Raw genomic sequence first — 24615 nt, 5'->3', positions numbered from 1 at the left:
AAATGCCTATCGGGGCTGGGGGTGGGGAATCTTCTGTCACTTATGGCCACGCTGTCGGAAGTCCCGGTCAACATATGGATGAGCTATTCACTTATGGCCACGCTGCTGCGTATCGATAGGTGAATATTGCATCGATAAGACAACGCAACACCGACAGCGCGACAACGCAACACCGACAGCGGGACAACGCAACACCGACAGCAGGATAATCACAGGTCGCAGAGTATTCACATCTGTAACTCTAGCCCCATGCTTCACAGGGGTTACGTGCGTATGTAAAGTGGGCTTTGTTGTTAAGTCATAAGCGTCGATAGGGCTGGTCTCGGGGAAGGGCCTGCGCTATGGGCGCTTTTGGCATTTTTCTGTAAAACCTTCCAGAAAACCCCACAAGCTGGGGTGATTTCTCTGAGAAAAATAATCTACGATGGAGCCATGTCAGAGGTGCTCTTTGTCAGTAGTTCAAACATGGGACTCTCACGCGTACTAGAAGGGCTGCTGCGGCAAGCTGCCCCGGACCTGACAGTTTTGTCAGCAGGTATCAGCATCGATGATGATGACCGCGGTCTGGATGAAGACGCGCGGCGTGCACTCTGTGAGGTGGGGGCACGGTGTGATGGGGATCCTCATCAACTCACGCCGTCGCTCGCAGACGGTGCGGATGTGGTCATTGTCGTGGGGAGAATCGACGTTTCGGACTACATTGCGCCAGATGTAGAGACTGAGCGCTGGGAATATGATGACCCAGCTGACCGCGGCATTTATGGTTATCCTCGCTACGCGCAATTGCGGGATTTCTTTACTCGACGCGTCAATACGCTGGCGGAACGGTTTGCTGCCTAAATAGTCGCTGACTTAATAGAAGGTGGGGCGCGGGAACCGTCGTAAAGCATGTGCTGAAGCCGACACACTTTTTTTCTGACGATAATGCCCGCGTCCGTCCGGTCAGCACCTAATGTAAGTAGTTATGTCTATTGGTCCCTCGCTGCGACGCACCCTGTACAAGCTTGCTGAGAAAGAGATGTCCCCGGCTAAGGCAAAGTTCTTGCTGAACATTTGGCCGCCGCTGTTTGGCACCGGCATCCGTATCACCGAGATTGCGGATGACTGGTCGGCAGGTCGGCTGGAGCTGCGCCTGAACGCTCTGACTGCGAATATGCATGGCGCGGCATTCGGTGGTGCGCTGTTTTCGATGACGGATGTGCTGTTTGGCACGCTGGTTATGCAGCGCTTGGACGTCAAGAAGTACGAGGCGTGGACGCGAACTGGGTCGTTTGAGTTCATTCGCCCAGGTAAGAATGGTGCGTACCTCGAGGTAGAGGTGCCGGATGAGATGGTCGAAAAGCTTAAGGCTGAAACTGAAGGCGGCTATTCGACGGTCGTTCCATACACCTCTGTAATCCGAAACCGCGATGGTTCCCTGGTTGGTATTGGCCAGCAGGAGCTCTACGTGCGCCGTCGTGGTCGCAAGAAGCCGCCGGCTAACCCGAATCAGCAGGATCGTGTTGCCGGTGAGAACCTCATCTCTGCTGCTCGCACGCTGGCGCGGCTGGGGATGCGCGGGGTGGAGAACCGCGATGTGCTCGTCCAGCAGGAACGCACCGCACGACGCTGCATTTCGCCAGAGTCGCGTGCAGTCGCATGGCTCCACGGCGTCCTTGAGTACGGCGATGTCACTGTCGACGACTACCGCGCCGCAGGGCTTCCCGACGTCGTCATCGAGGCCCTCACCTCCGATAACCCTTCGCCAGCTGCGCAGCAGCTGCTTGCGGATGTCGTCACCGCGCGCGAGTCGCTGACCAAGTTCTAGGTCAAAGCTCTATGCCAATAGGTGAGTGATCAGACCGATCACTTCGGGATCTGTTTGCTGCTTCCAATGCGCAACAGACCTGCCCTCCAGCTCGGATTCGAGCAAAACAGTTCGACTGTCCGGCAGGAAGCTCTGCGCGGTATCGGACCACGGAATGACCAGACTGTCATGGTGGCTGATGACATTAATCCAGTCAGGTGCGGATGCCTTGCGCCCGCGGAGGTGCGGGGCAGTGTTGGCTGCAGGAAGTCTGTATTTTCCTGCCGCAACCGCAATTTGATCGGCTAAAGCCTGCCCCACTAGCCAGCGGGCAGGAGCCCCATTCCACCAGCCCAGAATGCGGGAGATTCCAGTCAGGTTTACGCCGCCGACAGAGCCCGAGACGCTGATGACACGTCGAAACGAAATGCGTTCGCCGTCATGACCCGCTAGGCGTGTAAACAAGAGGAAAGCCAGTAGCCCGCCCTGAGAGTGAGCCACAATATCGACCGTGTCTGAGTTCGTTTCAGTACAGACTCCGTTGATGTAGGCCTCGACTTCGGCGACAGAATCCGCAAGGGCAGCAGTGCCACGGTTTCCGTAGGCCGGTACATGGACTCGGCGGCCGAGGGAACGGAGACCGTCGGCAAGCGGTGCCCACGCACCGGGACTATCGAGCGTGCCATGTAATGCGATAACCGGAACGGGGTCGCTGAGGTTCCCCGCTGCCGGACTCGGATTTGGCAGGGGCGGACGAGCGGCTGTCGGCGGGAAAATCCGCGTTAGGAGCGGTCTATTCCGCATGCTCGGTTGGGTCAAAGTCCTCGCCTACCAGCCTGAATAGTGCCTTGCGAGTAAGTGTGCGGGGACGCCAATCGTGTGCCATCTGCTCATGCAAAACGATGGCTTGAGGGAACGTGTCCTGCACATAGAGATTGGTGACCATGCCTGTGTCACCGTCGTCCAAGAAACAGGACTGTGGCGGGGAAATGAGCTGGTCATACTTAGTGGCAATGCAGGTGTAAGTAACGCCGGGGCCGAGAATGTCGTGGGAATTGGAGTTCAAAACCATCTTTGAACCCGTGAGCTGTTCCAAACCGGAAACGCCCCAGTAGCTCTGAACAAAGTTGCTCATCAGCGACCTCGTGCCGGGAATCTTAGTGATGCCGGAAGCGATACCGCCCAGGTTGGTGCCGTGATTGGGGGCGGCAAGACAGACAACATGCTTGATGTACTTGGAAATGCGTAGAGAAAGCAGGGTGGCAATTAAGCCGCCTTGCGAGTGCCCCACGATAACGGCGTGCTTGGCGCCAGTCGCGTGCAGGACAGCCCTGATGTAGGGCACGAGCATGTCGATGGACTGATTGATGGGGTCTGTTGCACGGTGCCCAAAGTCTGGCGCGAAGACAGCCCAGCCATCTTCCCGCAACTGACCGCCAAGGGTCTCCCAAATGCCCTTGACCTGGCCTGTTCCATGCAGGAGGATGACAGGCCACGGCCGGGATTTGGACACTTTGGCTCCCCAGTTATCTTCGAAAACACCGCGCAGCGGCCGGAAGATGGCATAGGGGAGCGATGCTGATTCTTCAGCTGCAGCCGGTTTTTGTGCCTCCGGTTCCTGCGCTTCAAGGGCAGGGACTACCGGAAGTTGTTCTTCCCGAAAATCCTCGTTTGAAGCGGCGATTAGCGCACCAACTTTCCGTCTTCATCAGTCCCGAGGGCCTCCCGCAGCTTAGCGGCGGCCTCATCCATGGACTCTGCGGAAGGATTGCGATCCACCGACTGAAGGTTGTAACCGGACATATCGTGGGCAGGGAAGATATGGATGTGGGTGTGCGGAACCTCGAAGCCGGCGATGAGGTAGCCAGCACGCGGAGCGTCAAAAGCGGAGACAACAGCCTGACCAACCTTCTGAGCAACCTCATTGAGGTGAGCCCACAGCTCAGGCGAGGCATCCGTCCACTTGTCCACCTCTTCAACAGGGACGACCAGAGTGTGGCCAGGCGCAATTGGCTCGATGGTCAAAAATGCGACGACCTTGTCATCGCGGTAGACAAAACGACCGGGGAGTTCACCGTTGATGATTTTGGTAAATACTGTGCTCATGTGCCAAGGGTAACCCGAATAGCGGATTGAGGGGTTGGGGGCGATGAGAGTTATCCGGGCTGATTAGTAAGATGATTGCTATGCGCATCCTCGTAATTGGCTCCGGTGCCCGTGAGCACGCCCTGTTGTACGCAATGAGTAAGGACCCGCAGGCTACTGATCTTCACGTAGCCCCTGGTAATGCGGGTATGAGTGAAATTGCAACCATGCATCCACTGGTCGTGGATGACCCCGCTGGCGCTGTTGCGCTGGCCAAGGAAATTGGGGCCGATTTGGTTGTTATTGGCCCGGAGGTTCCGCTGGTCGCAGGTGTGGCAGACGCACTGCGCGACGCTGGCTTTGCGGTCTTTGGCCCGAACGCTGATGCAGCTCGGATTGAGGGGTCCAAGGCTTTCGCTAAGGACGTCATGGAGGCGGCTGGGGTAAAGACCGCCTCGGCAGAGGCCATTCAGCCAGAGGCTTCCGATGAAGACATCGAAGCCGCCATTGACCGCTTTGGCCCGAACTGGGTCGTGAAGGATGACGGTCTGGCTGCTGGCAAGGGCGTTGTGGTCACTAAGGACCGCGCCGAGGCTCTCGAACACGCAAAGGCGGTGCTGGCAGCCGGTAACCCGGTGCTGCTGGAGTCCTTCCTGGATGGCCCGGAAGTGTCGCTGTTCTGCCTGGTCGACGGCGAAACCGTCGTCCCGCTGTTGCCAGCTCAGGATCACAAGCGCGTCGGTAATAACGACGAGGGGCCGAACACCGGTGGCATGGGAGCTTACAGCCCGCTGTCTTGGCTGCCGGAAGGCGCAACTGAGCGCATTGTCACCGAGGTCTGCGAGCCGGTCGCTCGCGAGATGGCCGCTCGTGGCTGCCCGTTCCAGGGTCTGCTGTACGCAGGTCTGGCCTGGGGTGAGGACGGCCCGGCTGTCATTGAGTTCAACTGCCGTTTCGGTGACCCGGAGACCCAGGCCGTGTTGGCGCTGCTGGAGTCCCCGGTGGCTCAGCTGCTCAACGCCGCTGCTACCGGAGCATTGGCGGACTTCGGTCCGCTGTCTTGGCGTGATGGTTACGCTCTGACTGTTGTGCTGGCCGCTGAGGGCTACCCGGTGTCGACGCGCACGGGCGATGTCATTGAAGGTGCAGAGCCTGGCCGCGAGGCAGATGGCATTCTCCACGCTGGTACTGCCCGCAATGCCGCGGGTGAGCTGGTCTCCGCTGGTGGCCGTGTGCTCAACGTCATCGGCGTTGGTGACACGCTGGAAGAGGCCCGCGACAAGGCGTACGAGACCATCAAGACCATTAAGCTCGAGGGCTCGCACTACCGCACCGACATTGCACTACCTGCAGTTGAGGGCCGCATTTCCATCTAGATAATGCTTGAGTGGTCCGGCTGCACTCGGATACCTCACTGGTGCACCCACCCGGGTTGAACTGGATTTCCCGGGTGTCCTCGGTGGCTGCAAAGATGAAGGTATGCACGCCGAACCTCCGCAGTCACCAAAGTCGTCGCAGTCACCAAAGTCGTCGCAGGCGCTAACGCCATCGCAGTCATCGCAGACGTCCCAGCCCCAGCGCGATCTGGCATCCCGCCGCAGCGAGGTCGCCCCCTTTCATGTGATGGACGTTCTCGCGCTCGCGCAAGAGCGTCAGCGTACTCACGGTGACGCTCTATTCCTCTGCGTGGGACAGCCCGCGACTGCGGCCCCAGCTGCTGCAATTGCCCGTGCTCGTGCTGATTTAGAAAACCAGGTTCTGGGCTACACAGCGGCCGTCGGCACGCCTGAACTGCGCGAAACCATCGCCGCCTGGCATCGTGAAAACTACGGTACCGCCACGGAGGCCGCTGATGTTGTCATCACTACCGGTTCTTCCGGCGGTTTCGTGGCGCTCTTCCTCGCAGTGCTCGACGTCGGCGACGACATCGTGCTCGCGCGCCCGGGCTATCCCGCATACCGCAATACTCTGCAGGCGCTCGGCGCCAACATTGTCGAGATTGACTGTGGTCCCGAGACTCGTTTCCAACTCACCGCCCAGCACCTGCAGGCACTTCCGCGCGTGCCCAAGGCTGTGATTGTCACCAGTCCGGATAATCCCACTGGCACCATTATCGATGCCGACGAGCTGCGTGCCATTGCGAAGTGGTGTGAGCAGCACGATTGCCTGCTCATTTCCGACGAGATTTATCACGGCATTACCTATGGCCGAAAGTGTGCGTCTGCACGCGAGTTCTCCGACGCGGCGGTCGTGGTCGGCAGTGTCAGTAAGTACTTCTCGATGACCGGTTGGCGCGTCGGCTGGCTCATCGTTCCAAAGTGGCTGCGTGCACCCCTGGATCGTCTCGAAGCCAACCTCACTGTCTGTCCACCGGCAATTTCGCAGGCAGCGGCCGTGGAGGCGTTCAGCGCTGAGTCTATTGCCGAGCTCAATTCGCACGTGACGCGTTACGCACGCAACCGCGACGTTTTGCTCGAGGGACTGCCCCGCGTCGGTCTCGGTAATATCGCCCCACCCGACGGCGGTTTCTATATCTACGCCAATATTGCAGGGCTTTACGACGACCCGAACTCCGTCGACTCCATGACATGGGCTCGGGAACTGTTGGCCGCAACGGGCGTGGCCGTTGCCCCTGGAATCGACTTTGACACAGAGAACGGCCATGAGTGGGTTCGCTTCTGCTTCGCCGGTGAGACGTCCGAGATGGAAGAGGCTGTTCGGCGTATTGGGGTGTTCATTGGTCGTGGTTAAAGCGGTTTTAGCGGTGCTCGCAGTGTGATTTACCTCACTCTTTCAGGGGTATTATCCCGTCGGTCGAGATAGGGGCTCGACGGGTGAAGCGCTGCTTTAAATCCCTTGTCGGCGGCTGCTCGTTGGGCTGATATTGGGGCATTCGTGAGGAGGGGTCGATGGGGTCCTGTTTTCTTGAACGTCCATTCGTCATAAGGGAGGGAAACTGTCTCAGATTGAGGGGCGGTGGCTGCGGTAGCATCAAGTGGGGCTGGGTCGAGCCGATATCGGGGCGGGGAGACTTTCACGGCAGAATTTTTGACGGTCGGCAGCCTTGCTGGTGGGCTATTTGTGCTGATAGGTGCGCTTTTTCTTTAATTGACGCTGGGCTTGTCCCCTGGGAAGCTGGCGACTATCCCCGCGTGGGGTGACGATTGGGTGCGGTGTGTAAACCGCGTTTAGTAATGGCCGCAAGCGCTTTCAGTGGGGATAGTTTATGTTCGACCAAAAGAGACTTTCGCGCCCTGTTTTTGGCTGTGTAAAAGTGTGATTTTTGAAGCCGTTATCAAGGGCGGTAAAGCGAAGCATGGCGTGGCGTTGAGGGGCGCTGTTTGCGGTGCCGTATCCGAGCCAAAAAGCGCCCAAAAGTTAACAAAAGGTTAACTGGAAATAAAGTTTAGTGCTTGCCAGGTCTTGTGTTGTGGTCTACGGTTGCAAGTCATAAGTTCCAAACGGTTCGATGAAACATTGTTTTAACTGCGGAATCGCAAAGAATCGGTTGGATAAGTCCAACAATAAAGATCAAAGAGATCTTAAGAGAGGTGACCTCTGATGAACGCATTCAACGAGATTATGGATACTGTGTCCCCGATTTTCCGGGACGGCAAGGAATCTAAGCAGGATGCGCTGGCATCGCTGCTTACCGAAGCCATCGTGGAGGCGAACCCGAACCAGGGCATCGCCGCCGACGACCGCCGCGCTGCCTAACAAGAATTAGCTTTGGTCCGATTCCTGCTAGGCAGCTAGTGGGGAAGCAATCCCTACGGCTGTTCCTACTGGTTAAGGAATTCCCGGACCTGCTCCATATCCTTATCGCCGCGACCTGACAGGTTCACGAGCAACAGCAAAGGCTCATCGCCCTCGTGAACTGGCAGCCCGAGCTCGCTACCAGCGGCAGGGTCGGTTTCCCGGAGTCGCGCAATCTTAATGGCCTGCGCCAGCGCATGCGAGGATTCCATCGCCGGAATAATGCCCTCCATGCGGCTGAGCAGCTGGAACGCTTCCAGCGCCTCCTCGTCGGTAATTCCGACATAGCTGGCGCGGCCATTCTCCTTCAGCATGCCGTGCTCCGGGCCAACGGACGGGTAATCCAAGCCCGCCGAGATGGAGTGCGATGGCAACACCTCGCCGTCGTCGGAAAGCATGACAAATGAGCGCATGCCGTGAAGGACGCCAGTCTTGCCCGCATTGATGGGCGCGCCGTGACGATCGGTGTCGAGTCCCTCACCTGCGGGCTCGACGCCAATGAGAGCGACATCGGAGTCGTCGATGTAGTTAGCAAATGCGCCGATGGCGTTGGAGCCGCCACCGACGGCTGCGATGACAGCGTCGGGAAGCTTGCCGTAGCGCTCGACCATCTGACTGCGTGACTCCTCCGAGATGACCTGCTGGAATTCACGCACGATAGTGGGGAATGGGTGAGGTCCGGCGGCGGTGCCCAGCAGGTAGAAAGTGGAGTCGAGAGTCTTGCTCCACTCGACCAGTGCCTCGTCAATAGCATCCTTCAAACCGGCCTCGCCGGTAGTGACGGGAACGACCTTCGCTCCCATCAGCTCCATACGCTCAACATTGGGGTGCTGGCGGGCGACATCGTGTGCGCCCATGTAGATCTCGCACTCAAGTCCCAGAAGCGCTGCGGCCATTGCGGTGGCCGTGCCGTGCTGGCCTGCACCCGTCTCAGCAATGAGACGGGTTTTCCCCATGCGCTTTGCCAGCAGCGCCTGGCCAACCACGTTGTTGCCCTTGTGCGCGCCGCCGTGGTTCAAGTCCTCGCGCTTGAGCACAATCGTCGTGTTCGGCGTGGATAGACGACGGCATTCGAACAGCGGGGTTGCGCGGCCGAGGAAGTCGCGACGCAGTTCTTCCAGCTCACGCTGGAACTCCGGATCGCTCATCGCCTCGATATAAGCCGCTTCCAACTCATCGAGCGCTGGCAGCAGGAACTCCGGCACTTCCTGTCCGCCGAAGCGACCGAAAAATGCAGGCAAGAGGGTTTCGCGCACCTCGCCCGCGCCGTTAACGCTTGCCGACGGCACCCTGGTTGCAGTCGGTGCTGAAGCCTTGGCGATGGCATCCGCGCTGGGGTTGTAATCAGTCATTGAGGGGGCCTTTCGTTGCTGTTGTTTATTTCAGCGGGCCCTGGTTCTCTTCGTCGAACCGATAAAAGTCTCGAACCGATAAAAGAAAAGAGCCCGCCAGATTTATCTTCTTGCGAGCTCGTACTTGACGGGTTTGCCGTCGACATTAATGAGATGACGTGACGTTGCTCGCGGACTTAAGCGAGCCACCACCACTGTGCGCCGCACGGCGCGGGTGTGTTCATCAGGGGTGTCATCATGAATCTGACCATAACTCAAGGTTTCCGCAGTAGCCAAAGCGGGGTGGGGTGTGGGGGGCGGGGATTGGGCGCGAATTGTGTACGGGATATCGCAACTGTGCCTGGGGTGTAAGGCAGTTCCCCTATTAGTCGGGTACGCGTAAGGGGCAGAATTCTCGGATCCCCTCGACACCGCTGGCCACGAGGACTAACGTTCCGATGGTGATTACGCTGTCGCGGCAGACCACTAAATCACGTCGGGGAGTTCGTCCCACAACGTTGGTGGTGTGGTGTTATGTCGCCCTGATAACCGCTGGCACGGTTTTGTTAATGCTGCCGATTTCGGCGGCCAATAGCCATCCCACGGGGCAGTGTGCCCCGAGCCCTGGGGATATGTGTTTGCCCACGGCGCTGTCTGATGCGCTGTTCACAGCCACCTCAGCAACAAGCCTGACCGGCCTGATCACCGTAGATACGGCCACCCATTGGTCGACTTTCGGCAAGGTCGTCATCATGTTGTTGATTCAGCTGGGTGGTCTCGGGTTCATGACCTTGGCTTCACTCTTTGGCCTTTTCGTTGCGGGAAGGCTCGGTCTTAACCGACGTGCCGGTGCCCGCGTTGAAGGCCGCGGCATGGACATGGGCGAGATTTCGTGGGTTGTCCGTGCTGCCGTTAGCTTCACTCTGTTGGTGGAGTTTGTAGTCGCAGTGGCACTTACGCTGCGGTTCCACTCCGGATACGGGTATGGCTGGGGAAAGGCTGCGTGGGAGGGGTTGTTCCATGCCATCTCAAGCTTCAACAATGCCGGTTTTGCTCTGTATACGGACAACGTCATTGGGTTCCACAGCGATGCCTGGATACTTTTGCCGCTGGCCTTTTCTCTTATCGTTGGTGGTCTGGGTTTTTCTGTTCTGCTCGAGGCCTGGCGACACCTGAAAGCGTGGCTTAGTGTCCGCACGCGAGGGCAGTTGCCTAAACGTTGGTCTCTGACTACTCGCTTCACTATCAAAGGCACCATCCTGCTGATTGCTTTGGGTACGCTCATGGTGGCTTTTGGGGAGTGGTCCAATGCCATGTCTGGGCTCACCACGGGGGAGAAGATACTCAACTCATTCTTCGCTGGTGTGAGCCCGCGTACCGCGGGGTTCAACGCGCTCGATTACGCGGATTTCCACCCGTCCACACTGCTGGGTACTGACTTCCTCATGTTCATTGGTGGTGGCACCGGTGGTACTGCAGGTGGCGTGAAAATCACGACGTCGGCAGTCATTCTCGCCGCTGTTCTCGCGGAGATTCGCGGTGATGCCTCCGTGTCCGTGGCTCGGCGGCGCCTCAACCCAAAGGTGCTGCGCCAGGCCCTTGTCATTCTTGCGTTCGGTATCGGCCAGGTTTTTCTGGCAGTAATCGCCGTCAGTTTCCTAGCGCCACAATTTTCTACTGACCAAATCCTGTTTGAAGTAGTCAGTGCCTTCGCCACGGTAGGTCTTTCCACAGGTATCACCGCTGACCTGCCGGTGGCAGCACAGGCAATCTTCATCGTGCTGATGTTTTCTGGTCGTGTGGGTCCTATCGCCTTGGCGACGGCCCTGGCGGCTCGGCCACGACAGCGCATCTATGGTTTTCCGGAAGAAAGGCCCTTCATTGGCTAACTCGAAATTTAACCCGTTTGCTGGTTTTGTGGAGCATTTTTCCAACCAAGCCAGCTCTTCGCCTGTGGTCATCCTCGGTATGGGGCGTTTCGGACAGGCGCTCGGCGAGGAGCTGGTTGCTGGTGGTATCGAGGTTCTCTGTGTAGATCACCGCGAAAAGGTGGTTCAGGAGCTGTCCTCGACCTTCGACCACGTGGTCACCGCCGACACCACCATGCCGGAAGTACTGAAGCAGCTCGGTGTCGATGAAGCCGAACGCGTGGTCATTGCCATCGGCAGTGACATTGAGGCGTCGCTGCTGACCGCGTCCGCGCTGGTGGACATGGGCGTACCGCTAATCTGGGCAAAGGCCGATAACCAGGCCCACGCCAAGATTCTGGGCCAAATCGGTGTTCACCATGTCATTCGCCCGGAGGCCGACACCGGCCGTCGTATTGCGCACCTAATCGGCGGCAAGGTTCAGGACTTCTTGGAGTTCGATCGCGATTACGCGGTGGGCAAGGTCGCGCCGCCAATCCACTGCCTGGATAAGACGGTGGCGGAGATTAACCAGAGCGCACCGATTACGGTTGTCGCCGTTCAAAAGCGCGGTCAGCGCTTCCGCCCTGCGCTTGCCGACGACCGTATTACCGCAGGGGACCTCCTGATTGTCTCGGGTGCCATTCGGCAGTTGGAGACATTCGCCGGAGAGTAAGGCGCTGATTGCTACTTGTCGCCGTGGCTGTCGATTCCGTCGACGCCTGTAACCGCAGCGCGCAGAGCACGCGCTGCCTCTTCCGGATTCGCTGCCTCGGTCAGTGCGCGAACCACCACAATGCGCTCCGCGCCAGCGCCGATAACTTCGCCGGCGGTCTCGGCATTGATACCGCCGATTGCCCACCATGGCTTGACCGGGTCACTTGCGCTGCGGTCGTGTGGGCGCACAATATCGGCCACGGAATCCTGGTGGGACTCCGCTGAACCCTGAGCGCGCACCCTCCGTACCAGTGCCGCAGCTTCACGGACCATGTCGACTCCGACGGGCTGACGGTCGGGCTTCGTCGGGGTGGCATACACCGGGCCGATTACCGCGTAATCGATGCCATCGTCGGCAAGCGAGGCGGCGAACATGTCCAGATTTCGGTTGGATCGGCCGATGAGAACCTCGGGACCAACGATCTGGCGGGCCTGCTCGGTTGTGAGGTCTTCCTGACCCACATGCAGAATGTCTGCGCCGGTCAGTGCGGCAATGTCGGCGCGGTCATTGACGGCGAAGAGCTTGCCGTGTTCAGCGGCGACCTCGGCGAGGGTCTCCACGGCGGCAATCTCGTCGCGGGTGTCGACTCTCTTGTCGCGCAGCTGGATGATGTCGGTGCCGCCTTCGTAACAGGCGTGCAGGAACTCGCGCAGATCGCCGCGGGATGCGCGCGAGTCGGTGCAGAGGTACAGGCGGGCGTCGGCAAGCAGGGCGCGACGTGTTGTGCGAGTGGCGGCTGATGAGGCGTTCATGTCCCCATGTTAGGCGAGGTTGGGGATGCAGTGTCGTGGCGGAGAGTCCGAAGTCATATGATGGGGGAGTACCACGTTCCGCGGGAGCCGTACTCGGCATCGATGAGATGCCGCTGGCTGAGAGGGCGAGTAACGCCGACCGCTTTTACCTGATGCGGGTTATGCCGCCGGAGGGAGGAATGGCAGTGAATGCTGCCGCTATGGGTGCTACCTCGATAAGTGAGGGTGGCGCAGGGGATACGTCGTCAAGCGTTGTTATCGCAGGTGCGGGCATTATTGGCTTGGCGACGGCATGGAGACTACTCCGCCAGGGATTCGATGTGACCGTCCTCGACGCTGAGCCCGTTTCCGGCGCAACTTTCGCCGCAGCTGGCATGCTGGCGCCGGTAGCCGAAGTCGTGTGGGATCAGCCGACGCTGTATCCGCTGATGGTGGAGTCGGGCAAGCTCTACCGCGACTTTGCCCTGGCCATCGCCGAGGAATCGGGCCACGATGTTGGCTATATCGAGAATTCCACGTTTGTTTGTGCGGGTGATGCCGCAGACCGGCAGACACTCAGCGAGCTCGTTGAGCTGCAGCATGACATGGGCATGGAGATCAACCGCATCACCGCCACCGAGGCGCGCCGGGCAGAACCAGCGTTAGGGCCGGGCTGTGTTGGTGCGGTGGATATTCCGGGAGACCACCAGGTCAATCCGCGTCTGCTCGCCGAGGCGTTGCTGACCATTCTGGGAGACCGCGTCATCCGCACTCGCGTGGAAGAGGTTATCTACGCTTCCGATGCCGACCCCCGCCGCGCCATCGGTCTGCGCGGGACGGACGGAAATGACTACCTCGTCGATGAGGTCGTTTTGGCTGCGGGGCTGAACACCGCCGACATCACTGGCCTGCCGGAGAAACTGAATCTGCCACTGCGCCCGGTCTATGGGGATGTGCTGCGTCTGAGTGTGCCGGAGCGCCTGCAGCCGCTGGTCACTCGCACTATTCGCGGTGTGGTTCAGGGGCGTCCGGTCTATATTGTTCCGCGCGCTGACGGCACCGTCGTCCTCGGCGCAACCTCGCGTGAAGATGACCTGACCGGTGTCTCCGCCGAAGGAGTCCACCAGCTACTCCGCGACGCTTACCGCCTGGTGCCCGGCATTCTCGACTGCGAAATCTACGAGATGACCGCCCGCGCCCGGCCCGGCTCCCCAGACGATGTCCCCATGATTGGCCGCGTGGCTCCAGGACTGACCGTGTCCACCGGCTACTTCCGTCACGGCATTCTGCTTACGGCCATCGGCTCCAAGCTCACGGCCGACGTCGTCGCAGGTCGGGAAATTGACAACGACCCGGCGCTTCTTTCCGCCGTCAATCCATTCCGCTTCAGCGATTAGAGGAGGCTCGCTTATGTCCACCACAACACTCAATGGCGAAGGCTACACACCGGCTGAGGGGGAGATGGTCGCAGATCTCGTCGCAAAGCACACGGGGCACGCGCTTAACGACGACGGCACCGCCGCGGATGGCACCCGCCTGGGGATTGCAGTAGCCGTGGATGGCGCGGTGATTCCGCGTGCCAAGTGGGCGACCACACCCGTGGCAGGTGCCATCGACATTGTGACAGCAGTTCAGGGAGGCTAGAGATGACCGAGAATTCCGCACAAGCAAATATGTCCGCACAGGAAAATGAAACCGGGGCGGCGAGCGGACTTACACGCGAACCGCTGCACATTGGCGGGCTGGAGTTGAACTCCCGTCTGATTATGGGAACTGGTGGTGCGACCAGCATGGATACGCTGGAGCGCGCGCTGGTGGCCTCGGGCACCGAGCTGACTACGGTGGCGATGCGCCGCTTTACGCCTGGCACGAAGCAGAACGTTTTTGAGATTCTGCAGCGCAACAATATTGCGGCGCTGCCGAATACTGCGGGGTGCTATACCGCTCGTGACGCGGTGCTGACTGCGCAGTTGGCCCGCGAGGCGCTGGAAACCAACCTGCTGAAGCTCGAGGTCATCGCTGACGAGGACACGCTACTGCCGGACCCAGTCGAACTGGTCGCGGCAGCGGAGCAGTTAGTAGCTGACGACTTCGTCGTTTTCGCCTACACCAATGACGATCCCGCGCTGGCCAAGCGACTGGAGGATTTAGGTTGTGCGGCGGTCATGCCGGCGGGCTCGCCTATCGGCACTGGCCTGGGCATTCTTAACCCACACAACATCGAGCTGATTGTGGACCGCGCGAATGTGCCCATCATCCTGGATGCGGGCATCGGTACCGCATCCGAGGCGGCGCAGGCGATGGAGCTTGGCTGCGATGCAGTGCTGTTGGCATCCGCAGTGACCCGTGCACATGATCCGGTGGGCATGGCCACGGCGATGCGCTTCGGCGTTGAGGCAGGACTGACTGCTCGCGAGTCCGGCCGCATTCCGCGGCGTCGACTGGCCCAGGCTAGTTCGTCGTTTGAGGGAATCATCACCGAGCGCATCAGCGGCGCACGCGAGCAGGATTCTCTGTAATGGCTGAGCAGGGTGTCAACCTATCGGACCGCGACCTGCGCCGGTATGCCCGGCACCTAACACTTCCGGGCTTTGGTGCCGAGGGGCAGCGAACTTTGCGAGCCGCCCGCGTCCTTGTCATCGGAGCTGGTGGCTTGGGATCGCCTGCGCTGTTGTACCTGGCCGGTGCAGGGGTCGGACACATCACCATCATTGACGATGACGTGGTCGACGAATCCAATCTTCAGCGCCAGGTCATTCACCGTGAGTCCGATATTGGTCGCCCGGCCGAATCCGCCGCGGATGCCGTACGGCGCCTCGACTCCGAGGCATCGGTGACTGCAATCGTCGGCAGGTTAAGCGTCGACAATGCCGAGGAGCTCTTCGCCACTCACGATGTAGTGCTCGACGGTGCGGACAACTTCGCCACGCGCTACCTTTCCTCCGATGCCGCGGAGCTGACCGGAACGCCGCTGGTCTGGGCCACAATCCTGCAGTTCGCAGGCCAGCTGTCCGTTTTCTGGCCTGGCCACGGCCCCATGCTTCGCGATCTCTACCCCGACATCCCGGACCCCGGCTCCGTGCCGTCGTGCGCCGCAGGCGGTGTCCTCGGCGCAATGGTCGGGCAGATCGGCTCCATGATGGTCGTCGAAGCAATCAAGGTGCTCACCGGTGTCGGCAAGGTCGCGGTGGGCAAGCTCGTGCTTATCGACGCCCTGGAGGCGACCACCCGCACACTGTCCTTTGCAGCCGACCCGGAGCGCGAACCCGTTTCCGACTTGACCGAAATTGCGCAGGTGTGCGCAGCTTCGTGGTCCGAGGATGAGGAGGAACCGGAGCAGAGTGTGCGCAGCATTGGTCCCAACACGGCGCACGAGCTTCTTGCCGAGGGAATGCCTCTCATCGATGTACGCGAGCCCGAAGAGCACGCGGAGGTTGCCATTGCCGGATCTGTGCTTGTGCCACTCGGCGACATTCGCAGCCGTGGGTGGGCTGCGGTGAATGAGGCACTTGCACAGGCTGACGGCGACGCTACTGAGACAGAGGGAGTCATCATTCACTGCCACTCGGGAGCCCGCTCGCAACAGGCGATTGAGCTGTTGGCCAGCGAGACTGAGGCTGATGGCCCCACGCCGGAGCTCATCAACCTGGACGGAGGCATTGTGGCCTGGCAGGCTGCGGGGCAGGGGACCGTCGTAAAGCGTGGCGGAACGCACTAATTAGTGGCTACCGCCACGCGCTGTTGAACAGTGCGCCTACGCTTTTGGCTTTAGCGTTGTCGACCACAACTCGGTGCCGCGGGTGGTGAGCAGGCGGACGGTCATCTCGCGTGAGTCGCCGTCGATGTCGACTTCGCCGAAGTGCTGGAAATCCTGTGTGGGGTCGGCGTTGGCATTGTCTTTACCCGGTGCGTGGACGTATTCCACCTTCGGCCCGAAGGTCGAATCCATTTCGTTGGGGCCGAAAGCGCCTGCATGAAGCGGACCGGAGACGAATTCCCAGAAGGGTGCGAAGTCGGTGAACTGTGCGCGCTCTGGGCTGTAGTGGTGAGCCGCGGTGTAATGCACATCGGCGGTGAGCCAGACGACATTTGAAACATCTTTAATGGCACTGAGCAGGCGGGCGATTTCACGTTCACGTCCTGCAGGCGCATCGGCGGCACCATTGGATACGCTTTCTTGGTCACCATCGTCGCCGTCGGGGACGATGATTCCAAGCGGTAGGTCATTAGCAACAATCTTCCACGTCGCGCGGGAGTCCTTGAGGGAGTCGATTAACCAGGTGGTCTGTTTCTCGCCGAGGATTGGTTCTTCGGTTGTCGAGCGCGGATTATTGGAAGTGTTTTCTCCCTTGTAGCTGCGCATATCCAGAATGAAGATGTCTAGCAATGGGCCATAGGAAACCTTTCGGTAGACGCGCCCATCTACAGCCATTTGCTGATCAATTGGCTGCCACTCATGGAATGCCTGGTAGGCGCGCTTGGCCAGAGTGTTGACGTCGCGCTCGGTATAGCGATCATCGTCAAGGATTTCGTTGGGGTACCAGTTGTTGACCGTTTCGTGGTCATCCCACTGAACCAGCTGCGGAACCTGCGCATTGAAGGCCAAGTAGTTCTTGTCCATGAGGTTGTAGGAGTACTGGCCACGGTACTCTTCGAGAGTTTCAGCAACCTTGGATTTGGCCGGAGTGACATGGTTGCGCCACACAGTGCCGTCGGAAAGCGTGACGGATTCATCCAGCGGACCGTCGGCGTAGCAGGTGTCGCCTGAGTGAATGAATAGGTCGGGCTTGCGCTCCAGCATGGTGGAAAAGCCGGTGTAGCCACCGATTTCGTCGTTAATTCCCCAACCCTGACCTGCGACGTCACCGGACCAGTGCAATCGGATGTTGGATGCGCGGTTGGGGGCAGTACGGAAGGTGCCAATAACGGGATCAGAGCAAATTCCAGTATCTGCCTCTTCGAGCGTGACGCGGTAAAAGACTTCCTGTCCCGGCTCGAGACCGACGACACGTAGACGTCCGGTGCCGTCGGTGTCTGGAGTTAACAGAGAGTTGCTGCGAAATACCTTGGCATTCTGGAAGCTCTCAGTTGCAGCAGTTTCAACCACCATGTGGGCGGGGCGGTCTGAGCGAGCCCAAATTAATGCGCCGTCGCCGCGGATATCGCCACTTGCAACGCCGTGGGTGAGCTGTGGCCGAGAACGCAGTAGCCCTGGGGAGACCAGTGACGGCGAACCCGGTGTAACTGAAGCGGCAGCTCCAGAGGCATGAGCGAGCGTGACTGAAGTAGCAAGTGCGGTGGATGCGCCTAAACGTAGAGCGCTGCGACGGGAAAGCTGCATGGAGTCGAACGATAGGTTTTCCACTTTGACGTTCAGTTAAACCAGCGTGAACTCGAAGGAAAAAGTCGTATGTGCAGTGCAATGATTCAGCTACTGAGAATCGCTGGGGTTCTTTTTGTAACGTAGATAATTGACTTGGGAGGAAAAGACTCTCGAGCTGTCTTTGCAAAGGACAGTCGATCTAGAAGCGAAAGGCGCTGACCCCACCAATGGGTTCGACAGAAACGCCACAAGTAAACAAGCAAGAAAAGAAGTCGGGCGGTTTTCTCAAGAACCTGCCGACCGACCCGTTGATCTTCACGACAGCGATGGGTTTCATTGTCCTCTTTGTGGCAGTGACCGTAGCGTTGGGCGATACGGCTCGGGATGCCTACTCGGCCGCTTCCGACTGGGTTACGTCTAACCTGGGCTGGCTGTTCATCGGCGGTGTCTCGGCAAGCTTTATCTTCCTCATCGGCTTGTTTGTGTCCCGCTATGGACGCATTCAGCTTGGCGATGACGACGAAGAGCCCGAATACACCATCGCCGAGTGGTTCGGCATGCTCTTCGCCGGCGGTACTGGCTCCATGCTGATGTTCTGGGGTGTGGCTGAACCGCTCAACCACGCCTTTAACCCGCCGTTTGGTGATGAACCAATGTCCCGTGAAGCTCAGAACACTGCGATGGCATTTACCATCTACCACCTGGGTATTCACATGTGGGTCATCATGGCGCTGCCGGGGCTCGCGCTGGGGTACTTCATTTACAAGCGTCACCTGCCGCCGCGCGTCTCCTCCATCTTCGCGCCGCTGCTCGGTGCCCGCATCTACTCATGGCCGGGCAAGCTTATCGACGCCGTCGCCATCATCGGTACCGTCGTCGGTATCGCGGTATCGGTGGGCATGGGTGCGCTGCAGATTAACTCCGGTGCTGCTCGTGTAATCGGTACCCCGGAAAACTCGATGGTGCAGCTCATTCTGATTGCCATCATCATCGTGATTGCCTCAATCTCCGTGGCACGTGGTCTGGACAAGGGCATTAAGGTGCTGTCCAACGCCAATATTTGGGCCGCCATGGCATTGATGGTCTTCGTACTGCTAATGGGCCCGACATTGACGCTGCTGCGCCAGACCGTCGATACGACAGGTGTCTACTTGGATGCGCTGCCGCGCATCATGTTCTGGACTGACTCCTACGACGTCAACCCGAATTGGAAGCAGGGCGCATGGACGGTCTTCTACTGGGCCTGGACAATCTGCTGGTCGCCATTTGTGGGCATGTTCGTCGCCCGTATTTCCCGTGGCCGTACAGTCCGTCAGTTCATTGCCGGTGTGATTGCGCTGCCGACAATCGTGTCGATTATGTGGTTCTCCATCTTCGGCCGTGCAGGTTTCGAGCTAGAGAACGAGCAGCCGGGCATTTTGACCAAACCAGTCGTCGAAGGCGGAGACCCCTCGCCGGCGCTCTTTATCCTCCTGGAGCAGTTCCCGCTGACGACGCTTGTCAGTGTGTTTGCGCTCTTAGTGATCATGATTTTCTTCGTCACATCCATCGACTCCGCGTCAATGGTCATGGACATGATGTCCACCGGTGAGGAGAACAAGGCTCCAACCTTCTACCGAGTTCTATGGGGAGTCATGATTGGTGCCGTGGCAGCTTCCCTGTTGCTGATTTCCGGTGAAACTGCACTGGAAGCGCTGCAATCTGCGGTGATCGTCATCGGTGTACCGTTCTTCTTCCTCCACTTTGTGATGATGTACTCCCTGGTCAAGGGCATGAGCGATGACCATATGGCCGTGCGCAAGCCGGTCACGCGACAGTGGAGCAAGACCGATACTCCAGAGAAGTTGGAGAAACACGAAGCCGCACCCGCGCCGGGCTACGACGAAGAGGGCAATGAGCTGCCACGTCTTGAATACACCCACGATGAAGAGGGACGCCTGGTTATTCAGTCCGATGTGGTCGTTGAAGGTGAGTTTGAGTCTGGCGAAAAGTCGGAATCAGAGGAGTCGGGGACCAAGTCTGAGTCGTAGGAGAGCATGGTCGCAGTAGTGCCCGGCACTTGTGGCCACGCTATTCACCTATCGATGCACCGGAGCCTGTCCATCAGTGAGTAGTTCATCGATAGGAGCGAAGGCAAGACCATAGACAAACAAAAACGCCGCCCAGCGGAAACCAAAAACAGTTTCCGTGGGCGGCGTCGCTGTACACGTCGTAAAGCGAATGTGAATACGCGGGTCGTGGGTAATGCGCGAGTTTTACTCGTGCGTGCCGCGCAGATCTCGGTGGCCTTCGGCGTGCCAGTCGACGTTGGTTTCATCCTTAGTAGTGACACCCACGTCGCGTTGATGCGGGACCTTCGCAATGATGTTGCGGCGGGCGCGGCCGGCGCGGAGCTGGCTTTCGATGCGCTCGGCAAGGTTGGCCAGGCCGAAGTTGATGGCAATGAGAATGATCGCCACGACGACCAGCGATGGGATCATGGCGCCGTAGTACTCGCCAAGCTGGCGGCCGGAGCGGACAACCTCGACGTAACCAATCATGTAGCCCAGCGCGGAGTCCTTCAGCGCAATGACCATCTGAGAAATAATCGCCGGCAACATGGCGGCGACTGCCTGCGGCAGCAAAATGGTGACCATCGTCTGGCGGTGGGAAAGACCCAGCGCAATCGCGGCCTCTCGCTGGCCCTTCGGTAGCGATTCGATGCCGGAGCGCAGCGTCTCGCCAATGACGGAGCCGTTGTACATGGTCAGACCGAACACAACAGCGGCAAAGCCGAGGTAGTTCGACGGGAACAGCTGCCAGATGGCGAACACCGAGTAGGCGAACAGCATGAGCACCAGCACCGGAATGGCGCGGAAGAACTCGACAATCACCGAGCACAGCCAGCGCACCGGCGCAATCGGGCTCAGCCTGCCGACGCCCAGGAGAGCGCCAATAACCAGCGCCAACACAATGGAGACTACAGCCGCGATAATGGTGCTGACCAGGCCGGGCAGAATGTACGTGGTCCAGGTTGTGGATTCGAGGAAGAACGACCACTTATTGGACTCGAACTGGCCCTTGTCGGCCAGTTTCATTCCCACCCAGGCGAGGATCGCAACGGTGATTGCGGCCACGATCCAGGTGAGGGTTCGGTTGAAGCGCTGAGCCTTGGGGCCCGGCGCGTCGTAAAGAACTGTTGCGCGAGTAGCCATTAGCGCTTCACCGCCCATCGCTTGCCAGCCCAGCCGAAGAACAGGCCGGTCGGCAGAGTCAGAATAATAAAGCCGATAGCGATGATGCCGAAGATAATCAGGATATCGCTGGCGTAGTTTTCGGTCATGGTCTTCATCAGCAGCGACGCTTCAGCCACACCGATTACCGAGGCAATCGTGGTGTTCTTTGTCAGCGCAATCAGGGTGTTGCCGAGCGGCACAATAGCGCCGCGGAATGCCTGCGGGAAGATGATGTAGCGGAAGCTCTGACCAAAGCTCAGACCCAGGGAGCGGGCGGCTTCAGCCTGACCGAACGGCACGGTATTAATACCGGCGCGCAGGGACTCCGCGACGAAACACGAGGTGTAGGCAACAAACGCCAGCACCGCGAGGCGGAAGTTCTGCTTGACAATGAAGGAGTCATTCTCCGCAGCCAGCAGCAGGCCCAAGTTGTAGTAGAGACCCATCGAGGCCAACAGCACAATCAACGTCAGCGGGGTATTGCGGACGATGTTGATGTACCAGGTCGACAGGGTACGCAGGATTCCCACGGGGCTCACGCGCATAGCGGTGAGAAGCGTGCCAAAAATCAGGGAACCAATTGCCGAGGCAATCGTCAGTTTGATGGTCACCCAGAAAGCCGGAAGCAGCTCCGGCCCCATCTCACTCCAAAGTTCTGGATTCATTGTTTGCTCGCACCCCTTCCTACTTCTTCTCTACGAACGACAAATCGCCGATTGCCGGTTTGTCGCCCAGCTCGAACTTGTCGCCCAAGTGCTTCTTGACGATCTTCTGAAGCTCACCGGTGTCGTACAGCGACTCCAGCGCCTCATTGATGGCCTCACGGCTGGCATCATCGCCCTTGGGTAGGCCGATGCCGTAGTACTCGTTGGTCCAGTAGGAACCATCCGGGTTGCGCAGCTCGACTACGCGGAAGTCATCGCCGAAGCGCTCCTTGTAGCGCTGGGCGAAGCCCGCGAGAATAGTCGCATCGGTGGTCAGGGCATCGACGACACCCTGCTTCACACCTTCGGCGCATGCAGCGTAGGTATCGAACTCCTGCAGCTGCACCTCCGGCAGAGCGTCCTTGACCTTCTGCGCTGGGGTGGAGCCGGAAACAGAGCACAGGCGAGTGCCCGGGGCGACGTCGTCAAGCCCCTGGATACCCTCGGAACCTCGCACCAACAGTGCCTGGTGCGTGACCAGGTACGGGCCGGCGAAGTCGACGGCAGCCAGGCGGCCAGCGTTGATGGAGTAGGTGGCGGCAATCATGTTGACCTCGCCGTTGTTAATCAGCGTCTCGCGCTGAGCGGACGGGGTCTCGCGCCACTCCATCTCGGGCACATCCCAACCGTTCTTGTTGGCGATGTACTCGATGACGTAGCGGGAGACATCGTTGTCGACGCCCTCGAATTCACGGTCCGGGGTGCGCTCACCGAGGCCCGGCTGGTCAAACTTCGTACCCAGCGTCACGTGCCCGGCTTCGATATCGGCCAGCAGGTTTCGGGGTCCGCCGCTACCGCAGGCCGCGAGGCTCATCGTCGTGGCAACAGCTACGACTGCCGCCGCAACTCGCTTGCCGACGACACCTCGGCGGCCCTGGTTGCGACTGCGTCCCCGGCCCCCTTGTAATAGTGAAAGCTTCATGGTGACCAGCTCCGCCTAGTGTCCGACGATCTTGGCCAAGAAGTCCTTGGCGCGATCGCTCTGCGGGTTGGTGAAGAAGGTCTCCGGGTCGGTGTCTTCGACAATCGCACCGTCGGCCATGAACAGGATGCGGTCGGCCACGCGGCGGGCGAAGCTCATCTCGTGGGTGACGCAGACCATGGTCATGCCGCCCTTGGCCAGGTCGGTCATGACATCGAGGACCTCGTTAATCATTTCCGGGTCGAGCGCGGAGGTGGGCTCGTCGAAAAGCATGACCTTCGGGTCCATGGCCAGGGCGCGAGCGATGGCGACGCGCTGCTGCTGACCGCCGGAGAGCTGTGCCGGGTACTTGTCAGCCTGTTCCGCAATGCCGACACGGGCGAGCAGCTTATCAGCGCGCTCGCGCGCCTCGGCCTTGGACAATTTGCGGACCTTCAGCGGAGCCAGCGTGACGTTGTCTCGGATGGTCATGTGGCTGAAGAGGTTGAACTGCTGGAAGACCATGCCGACCTCAGCACGCAGACGGGTGAGTTCCTTACCCTCTTCTGGGAGAAGTTTGCCGTTGATGCGGATCTCGCCGCTGTCGATGGTCTCGAGGCGGTTGATGGTTCGGCACAGTGTGGACTTACCAGAGCCGGAGGGGCCGAGGACAACTACGACCTGACCAGCTGGGATTTCCAGATTGATGTCGCGCAAAGCGTGGTAATCGCCGTAGTGCTTATTCACCCCGGCAATCGAAATCATGCTCTGTGGTGTGGATGATTCAGTCATGTGAAAAAGTATAGGTGACTCACGACACATAACTGCTATCGGTGTTCCTTGTCCGATATTCACCTGTGAAAAGTGACCGCACACCAATTAGTTCTAAAGATCCACGCGATGGCGCCTCGCAACAGGCTTGCGGCCATGCACGAACCAGTAGAAAACGGCCGCGAGAACCACCACAACCGCCAGGCCTGCGTACATCTTGTCGAATCCCATAGTGGCGGCTACCGAACCAAGCACGATTGGGCCGAGGCCGATGCCCGCGTCGACAAGCAAGAGCAGCGTCGAGATGCCCGTGCCCAACTTGTGTGCCGGGGCCAGGTGCACAGAGATGGTCTGGCAGGCCGGCATCAGCGTGCCGTAGCCCAGGCCGCAGAACGCACCGGCGGCGATAACGTGCCAGTCAGCGGTTGCGAAAGCCAGAACAAGCAGCGAGATGGTGAAGCACACCAGGCCGATGGCGATGACGGGGTTGTCGCCGCGGCGATCCTGTAGGCGTCCCAGCGAGAAACGCGCCGCCATCATCGCCACCGCATAGGCGATGAAGAAGAAGCTGGCGCCCCTAGTCAGGCCGCCCAGCTGCGAGTATCGGTTCAGGAATGTGATCACGCCCGCATACGCCAGGCCGATGAGCAGCATGAACAGGCCAATCGGCACCACTCTCGGCGTCATGATGTCATCGAAGGAAAACGTGCGTTTCGTCTCGCTTGCCGACGAATCCTCGGTGGCCTCGTCCTTGGTTGCCGCAGTGGTGGGATCGTTGTGTTGTGGCAGAAAGAGCGCCAGCACCAGTCCGACAATGGACAGGCCGAGGGCTGTGGCAAAGAGGACGCTATAGCCGACCGAGCCAATAAGGGCCAGGCCGAGAGCTGGGCCAATCGCGGTGGCCAGGGTGGTGCCGAGCGAGATATAACCAGTTCCCTCTGCGCGGCGCGAAGCCGGAATAGCGGTCTGGGCGGCGGCCATCACGGCGGTGGAAGCTAATGCGTAGGTCAGGCCGTGGATGATGCGGATTGCAATCAGGATCGGCAGGGATGCGGCCCACATGTAGGCGGCACAGGCTGCCACGATGACGGCGAGTGAGCCAAGCATGATTCTGCGACCACCGAAGGTGTCCACCAAGTAGCCGGAAAAGAGACGCGCGATGGTGGCGCCGACCACGAAAGAACTGGCGGCGAAGCCACCGGCGGCATCGGAGGCGGAGAAGCGCTGGACGGCGTAGAGTGCCATGACCGTGATTGAAAGGTAGAACACCAGGTACATGCTGAAGTTAATCAGCCAGCTGATGATGAACGCGGGGGAGAAGAGCTTGTCTTGTCCGTGCTGCTCGTTCTGTTTGTGCCTGTTCTGTGTGGTCGTATGCGTTGTCATG

At 59.4% G+C, this 24615-nt stretch carries 23 protein-coding genes and 1 riboswitch; of the genes, 12 read left to right on the top strand and 11 right to left on the bottom strand.

The genetic code is table 11. From position 1 onward, the window contains the following. Positions 1-465: 465 nt before the first annotated feature. Positions 466-840, top strand: a complete 375-nt coding sequence (locus CORAM0001_RS09295; protein WP_157752552.1) for a low molecular weight phosphatase family protein — start codon at positions 466-468, stop codon at positions 838-840. A 124-nt stretch (positions 841-964) separates the two neighbouring features. Then, a complete protein-coding gene (locus CORAM0001_RS09290) occupies positions 965-1807 on the top strand; it encodes a PaaI family thioesterase (RefSeq protein ID WP_005511580.1) in 843 nt (280 codons plus the stop codon). A 9-nt stretch (positions 1808-1816) separates the two neighbouring features. Here the strand turns inward: CORAM0001_RS09290 and CORAM0001_RS09285 are convergent, their stop codons facing one another. From CORAM0001_RS09285 to CORAM0001_RS09275, 3 genes are all read right to left on the bottom strand, one after another. Further along, positions 1817-2590 carry an esterase/lipase family protein gene (locus tag CORAM0001_RS09285; protein WP_005511587.1) on the bottom strand — a complete coding sequence of 258 codons (774 nt, stop codon included), beginning with the start codon at positions 2588-2590 and terminating at the stop codon, positions 1817-1819. Beyond that, entirely contained in the window at positions 2580-3299 is a 720-nt protein-coding gene (locus CORAM0001_RS09280) for an esterase/lipase family protein (protein ID WP_005511558.1), read from the bottom strand. Before CORAM0001_RS09280 ends, CORAM0001_RS09285 begins: the two co-directional genes overlap by 11 nt. Before the next feature lie 170 nt (positions 3300-3469). Beyond that, positions 3470-3892 (bottom strand): HIT family protein, encoded by a 423-nt coding sequence (locus tag CORAM0001_RS09275; RefSeq protein ID WP_005511554.1) that lies wholly within the window; start codon positions 3890-3892, stop codon positions 3470-3472. 80 nt (positions 3893-3972) lie between these two features. Here CORAM0001_RS09275 and purD point away from each other — a divergent pair, with 80 nt between their 5' ends. The 3 genes from purD (at position 3973) to CORAM0001_RS11360 (ending at position 7588) form a co-directional block, all read left to right on the top strand. Beyond that, on the top strand, positions 3973-5247 hold the full coding sequence (gene purD, locus CORAM0001_RS09270; protein WP_005511595.1) for a phosphoribosylamine--glycine ligase: 1275 nt from the start codon (positions 3973-3975) through the stop codon (positions 5245-5247). 247 nt (positions 5248-5494) lie between these two features. Beyond that, positions 5495-6622 (top strand): pyridoxal phosphate-dependent aminotransferase, encoded by a 1128-nt coding sequence (locus CORAM0001_RS09265; RefSeq protein WP_050773644.1) that lies wholly within the window; start codon positions 5495-5497, stop codon positions 6620-6622. An 810-nt stretch (positions 6623-7432) separates the two neighbouring features. After that, the gene (locus tag CORAM0001_RS11360; protein ID WP_005511549.1) at positions 7433-7588 is read left to right on the top strand and encodes a hypothetical protein; all 156 of its coding nucleotides are present in this window, start codon (positions 7433-7435) and stop codon (positions 7586-7588) included. Between the two features lie 65 nt (positions 7589-7653). Here CORAM0001_RS11360 and trpB read toward each other — a convergent pair whose 3' ends face one another. Further along, entirely contained in the window at positions 7654-8979 is a 1326-nt protein-coding gene (gene trpB / locus CORAM0001_RS09260; RefSeq protein ID WP_005511576.1) for a tryptophan synthase subunit beta, read from the bottom strand. A 437-nt stretch (positions 8980-9416) separates the two neighbouring features. Between trpB and CORAM0001_RS09255 the strand changes: the two genes are divergently transcribed. Beyond that, complete coding sequence (locus tag CORAM0001_RS09255) at positions 9417-10847, top strand: TrkH family potassium uptake protein (protein WP_005511553.1); 1431 nt, start codon at positions 9417-9419, stop codon at positions 10845-10847. Beyond that, the gene (locus CORAM0001_RS09250) at positions 10840-11541 is read left to right on the top strand and encodes a potassium channel family protein (RefSeq protein WP_005511585.1); all 702 of its coding nucleotides are present in this window, start codon (positions 10840-10842) and stop codon (positions 11539-11541) included. The genes CORAM0001_RS09255 and CORAM0001_RS09250 overlap by 8 nt, the downstream gene beginning before the upstream one ends. A gap of 11 nt (positions 11542-11552) precedes the next feature. Here CORAM0001_RS09250 and CORAM0001_RS09245 read toward each other — a convergent pair whose 3' ends face one another. Then, the gene (locus tag CORAM0001_RS09245) at positions 11553-12335 is read right to left on the bottom strand and encodes a thiamine phosphate synthase (RefSeq protein WP_005511556.1); all 783 of its coding nucleotides are present in this window, start codon (positions 12333-12335) and stop codon (positions 11553-11555) included. 70 nt (positions 12336-12405) lie between these two features. Continuing rightward, positions 12406-12528: riboswitch (TPP riboswitch) on the top strand. Between CORAM0001_RS09245 and thiO the strand changes: the two genes are divergently transcribed. The 4 genes from thiO to CORAM0001_RS09225 all read left to right on the top strand — a co-directional run bounded on the left by thiO (position 12515) and on the right by CORAM0001_RS09225 (position 16032). Beyond that, the gene (gene thiO / locus CORAM0001_RS09240) at positions 12515-13711 is read left to right on the top strand and encodes a glycine oxidase ThiO (protein ID WP_081451125.1); all 1197 of its coding nucleotides are present in this window, start codon (positions 12515-12517) and stop codon (positions 13709-13711) included. It overlaps the preceding riboswitch by 14 nt. Positions 13712-13724: 13 nt before the next feature. Further along, complete coding sequence (gene thiS, locus CORAM0001_RS09235; RefSeq protein WP_005511564.1) at positions 13725-13958, top strand: sulfur carrier protein ThiS; 234 nt, start codon at positions 13725-13727, stop codon at positions 13956-13958. A 29-nt stretch (positions 13959-13987) separates the two neighbouring features. Then, entirely contained in the window at positions 13988-14833 is an 846-nt protein-coding gene (locus CORAM0001_RS09230; protein ID WP_040361822.1) for a thiazole synthase, read from the top strand. Continuing rightward, complete coding sequence (locus CORAM0001_RS09225) at positions 14833-16032, top strand: ThiF family adenylyltransferase (protein WP_005511557.1); 1200 nt, start codon at positions 14833-14835, stop codon at positions 16030-16032. Before CORAM0001_RS09230 ends, CORAM0001_RS09225 begins: the two co-directional genes overlap by 1 nt. 36 nt (positions 16033-16068) lie before the next feature. On the opposite strand, the gene CORAM0001_RS09220 is transcribed toward CORAM0001_RS09225, so the two are convergent. Beyond that, entirely contained in the window at positions 16069-17655 is a 1587-nt protein-coding gene (locus CORAM0001_RS09220) for an alkaline phosphatase D family protein (RefSeq protein ID WP_040361802.1), read from the bottom strand. A 209-nt stretch (positions 17656-17864) separates the two neighbouring features. Between CORAM0001_RS09220 and CORAM0001_RS09215 the strand changes: the two genes are divergently transcribed. Next, positions 17865-19667 carry a BCCT family transporter gene (locus CORAM0001_RS09215; protein WP_005511572.1) on the top strand — a complete coding sequence of 601 codons (1803 nt, stop codon included), beginning with the start codon at positions 17865-17867 and terminating at the stop codon, positions 19665-19667. A 225-nt stretch (positions 19668-19892) separates the two neighbouring features. On the opposite strand, the gene CORAM0001_RS09210 is transcribed toward CORAM0001_RS09215, so the two are convergent. The 5 genes from CORAM0001_RS09210 to CORAM0001_RS09190 form a co-directional block, all read right to left on the bottom strand. Further along, positions 19893-20831, bottom strand: a complete 939-nt coding sequence (locus tag CORAM0001_RS09210; RefSeq protein WP_040361820.1) for an amino acid ABC transporter permease — start codon at positions 20829-20831, stop codon at positions 19893-19895. Further along, the gene (locus CORAM0001_RS09205) at positions 20831-21517 is read right to left on the bottom strand and encodes an amino acid ABC transporter permease (RefSeq protein WP_040361799.1); all 687 of its coding nucleotides are present in this window, start codon (positions 21515-21517) and stop codon (positions 20831-20833) included. Before CORAM0001_RS09205 ends, CORAM0001_RS09210 begins: the two co-directional genes overlap by 1 nt. Before the next feature lie 19 nt (positions 21518-21536). After that, a complete protein-coding gene (locus CORAM0001_RS09200; RefSeq protein ID WP_005511571.1) occupies positions 21537-22478 on the bottom strand; it encodes a glutamate ABC transporter substrate-binding protein in 942 nt (313 codons plus the stop codon). 15 nt (positions 22479-22493) lie between these two features. Further along, complete coding sequence (locus CORAM0001_RS09195) at positions 22494-23222, bottom strand: amino acid ABC transporter ATP-binding protein (protein ID WP_040361817.1); 729 nt, start codon at positions 23220-23222, stop codon at positions 22494-22496. A gap of 120 nt (positions 23223-23342) precedes the next feature. Beyond that, positions 23343-24614, bottom strand: a complete 1272-nt coding sequence (locus CORAM0001_RS09190; protein WP_005511600.1) for an MFS transporter — start codon at positions 24612-24614, stop codon at positions 23343-23345. Position 24615 lies beyond the last annotated feature (1 nt).

This window comes from Corynebacterium amycolatum SK46 (assembly GCF_000173655.1).
In the GTDB taxonomy this organism is placed as follows: domain Bacteria; phylum Actinomycetota; class Actinomycetes; order Mycobacteriales; family Mycobacteriaceae; genus Corynebacterium; species Corynebacterium amycolatum_A.
The sequence above is the reverse complement of the archived record's forward strand: the minus strand, read 5'-3'. Positions and strand labels throughout refer to the sequence as shown.

Bases quoted from the DNA above. Each gene is read 5' to 3' on its own strand.
- CORAM0001_RS11360 (WP_005511549.1), top strand. From the start codon at position 7,433: ATGAACGCATTCAACGAGATTATGGATACTGTGTCCCCGATTTTCCGG.
- CORAM0001_RS09200 (WP_005511571.1), bottom strand. From the start codon at position 22,478: ATGAAGCTTTCACTATTACAAGGGGGCCGGGGACGCAGTCGCAACCAG.
- CORAM0001_RS09195 (WP_040361817.1), bottom strand. From the start codon at position 23,222: ATGATTTCGATTGCCGGGGTGAATAAGCACTACGGCGATTACCACGCT.
- CORAM0001_RS09275 (WP_005511554.1), bottom strand. From the start codon at position 3,892: ATGAGCACAGTATTTACCAAAATCATCAACGGTGAACTCCCCGGTCGT.
- CORAM0001_RS09215 (WP_005511572.1), top strand. From the start codon at position 17,865: ATGGGTTCGACAGAAACGCCACAAGTAAACAAGCAAGAAAAGAAGTCG.
- CORAM0001_RS09295 (WP_157752552.1), top strand. From the start codon at position 466: ATGGGACTCTCACGCGTACTAGAAGGGCTGCTGCGGCAAGCTGCCCCG.
- CORAM0001_RS09190 (WP_005511600.1), bottom strand. From the start codon at position 24,614: ATGACAACGCATACGACCACACAGAACAGGCACAAACAGAACGAGCAG.
- CORAM0001_RS09285 (WP_005511587.1), bottom strand. From the start codon at position 2,590: ATGCGGAATAGACCGCTCCTAACGCGGATTTTCCCGCCGACAGCCGCT.
- CORAM0001_RS09230 (WP_040361822.1), top strand. From the start codon at position 13,988: ATGTCCGCACAGGAAAATGAAACCGGGGCGGCGAGCGGACTTACACGC.
- CORAM0001_RS09255 (WP_005511553.1), top strand. From the start codon at position 9,417: ATGGTGATTACGCTGTCGCGGCAGACCACTAAATCACGTCGGGGAGTT.
- CORAM0001_RS09205 (WP_040361799.1), bottom strand. From the start codon at position 21,517: ATGAATCCAGAACTTTGGAGTGAGATGGGGCCGGAGCTGCTTCCGGCT.
- CORAM0001_RS09210 (WP_040361820.1), bottom strand. From the start codon at position 20,831: ATGGCTACTCGCGCAACAGTTCTTTACGACGCGCCGGGCCCCAAGGCT.
- CORAM0001_RS09265 (WP_050773644.1), top strand. From the start codon at position 5,495: ATGGACGTTCTCGCGCTCGCGCAAGAGCGTCAGCGTACTCACGGTGAC.
- CORAM0001_RS09290 (WP_005511580.1), top strand. From the start codon at position 965: ATGTCTATTGGTCCCTCGCTGCGACGCACCCTGTACAAGCTTGCTGAG.
- thiS (WP_005511564.1), top strand. From the start codon at position 13,725: ATGTCCACCACAACACTCAATGGCGAAGGCTACACACCGGCTGAGGGG.
- CORAM0001_RS09225 (WP_005511557.1), top strand. From the start codon at position 14,833: ATGGCTGAGCAGGGTGTCAACCTATCGGACCGCGACCTGCGCCGGTAT.
- CORAM0001_RS09245 (WP_005511556.1), bottom strand. From the start codon at position 12,335: ATGAACGCCTCATCAGCCGCCACTCGCACAACACGTCGCGCCCTGCTT.
- thiO (WP_081451125.1), top strand. From the start codon at position 12,515: ATGGCAGTGAATGCTGCCGCTATGGGTGCTACCTCGATAAGTGAGGGT.
- trpB (WP_005511576.1), bottom strand. From the start codon at position 8,979: ATGACTGATTACAACCCCAGCGCGGATGCCATCGCCAAGGCTTCAGCA.
- CORAM0001_RS09220 (WP_040361802.1), bottom strand. From the start codon at position 17,655: ATGCAGCTTTCCCGTCGCAGCGCTCTACGTTTAGGCGCATCCACCGCA.
- purD (WP_005511595.1), top strand. From the start codon at position 3,973: ATGCGCATCCTCGTAATTGGCTCCGGTGCCCGTGAGCACGCCCTGTTG.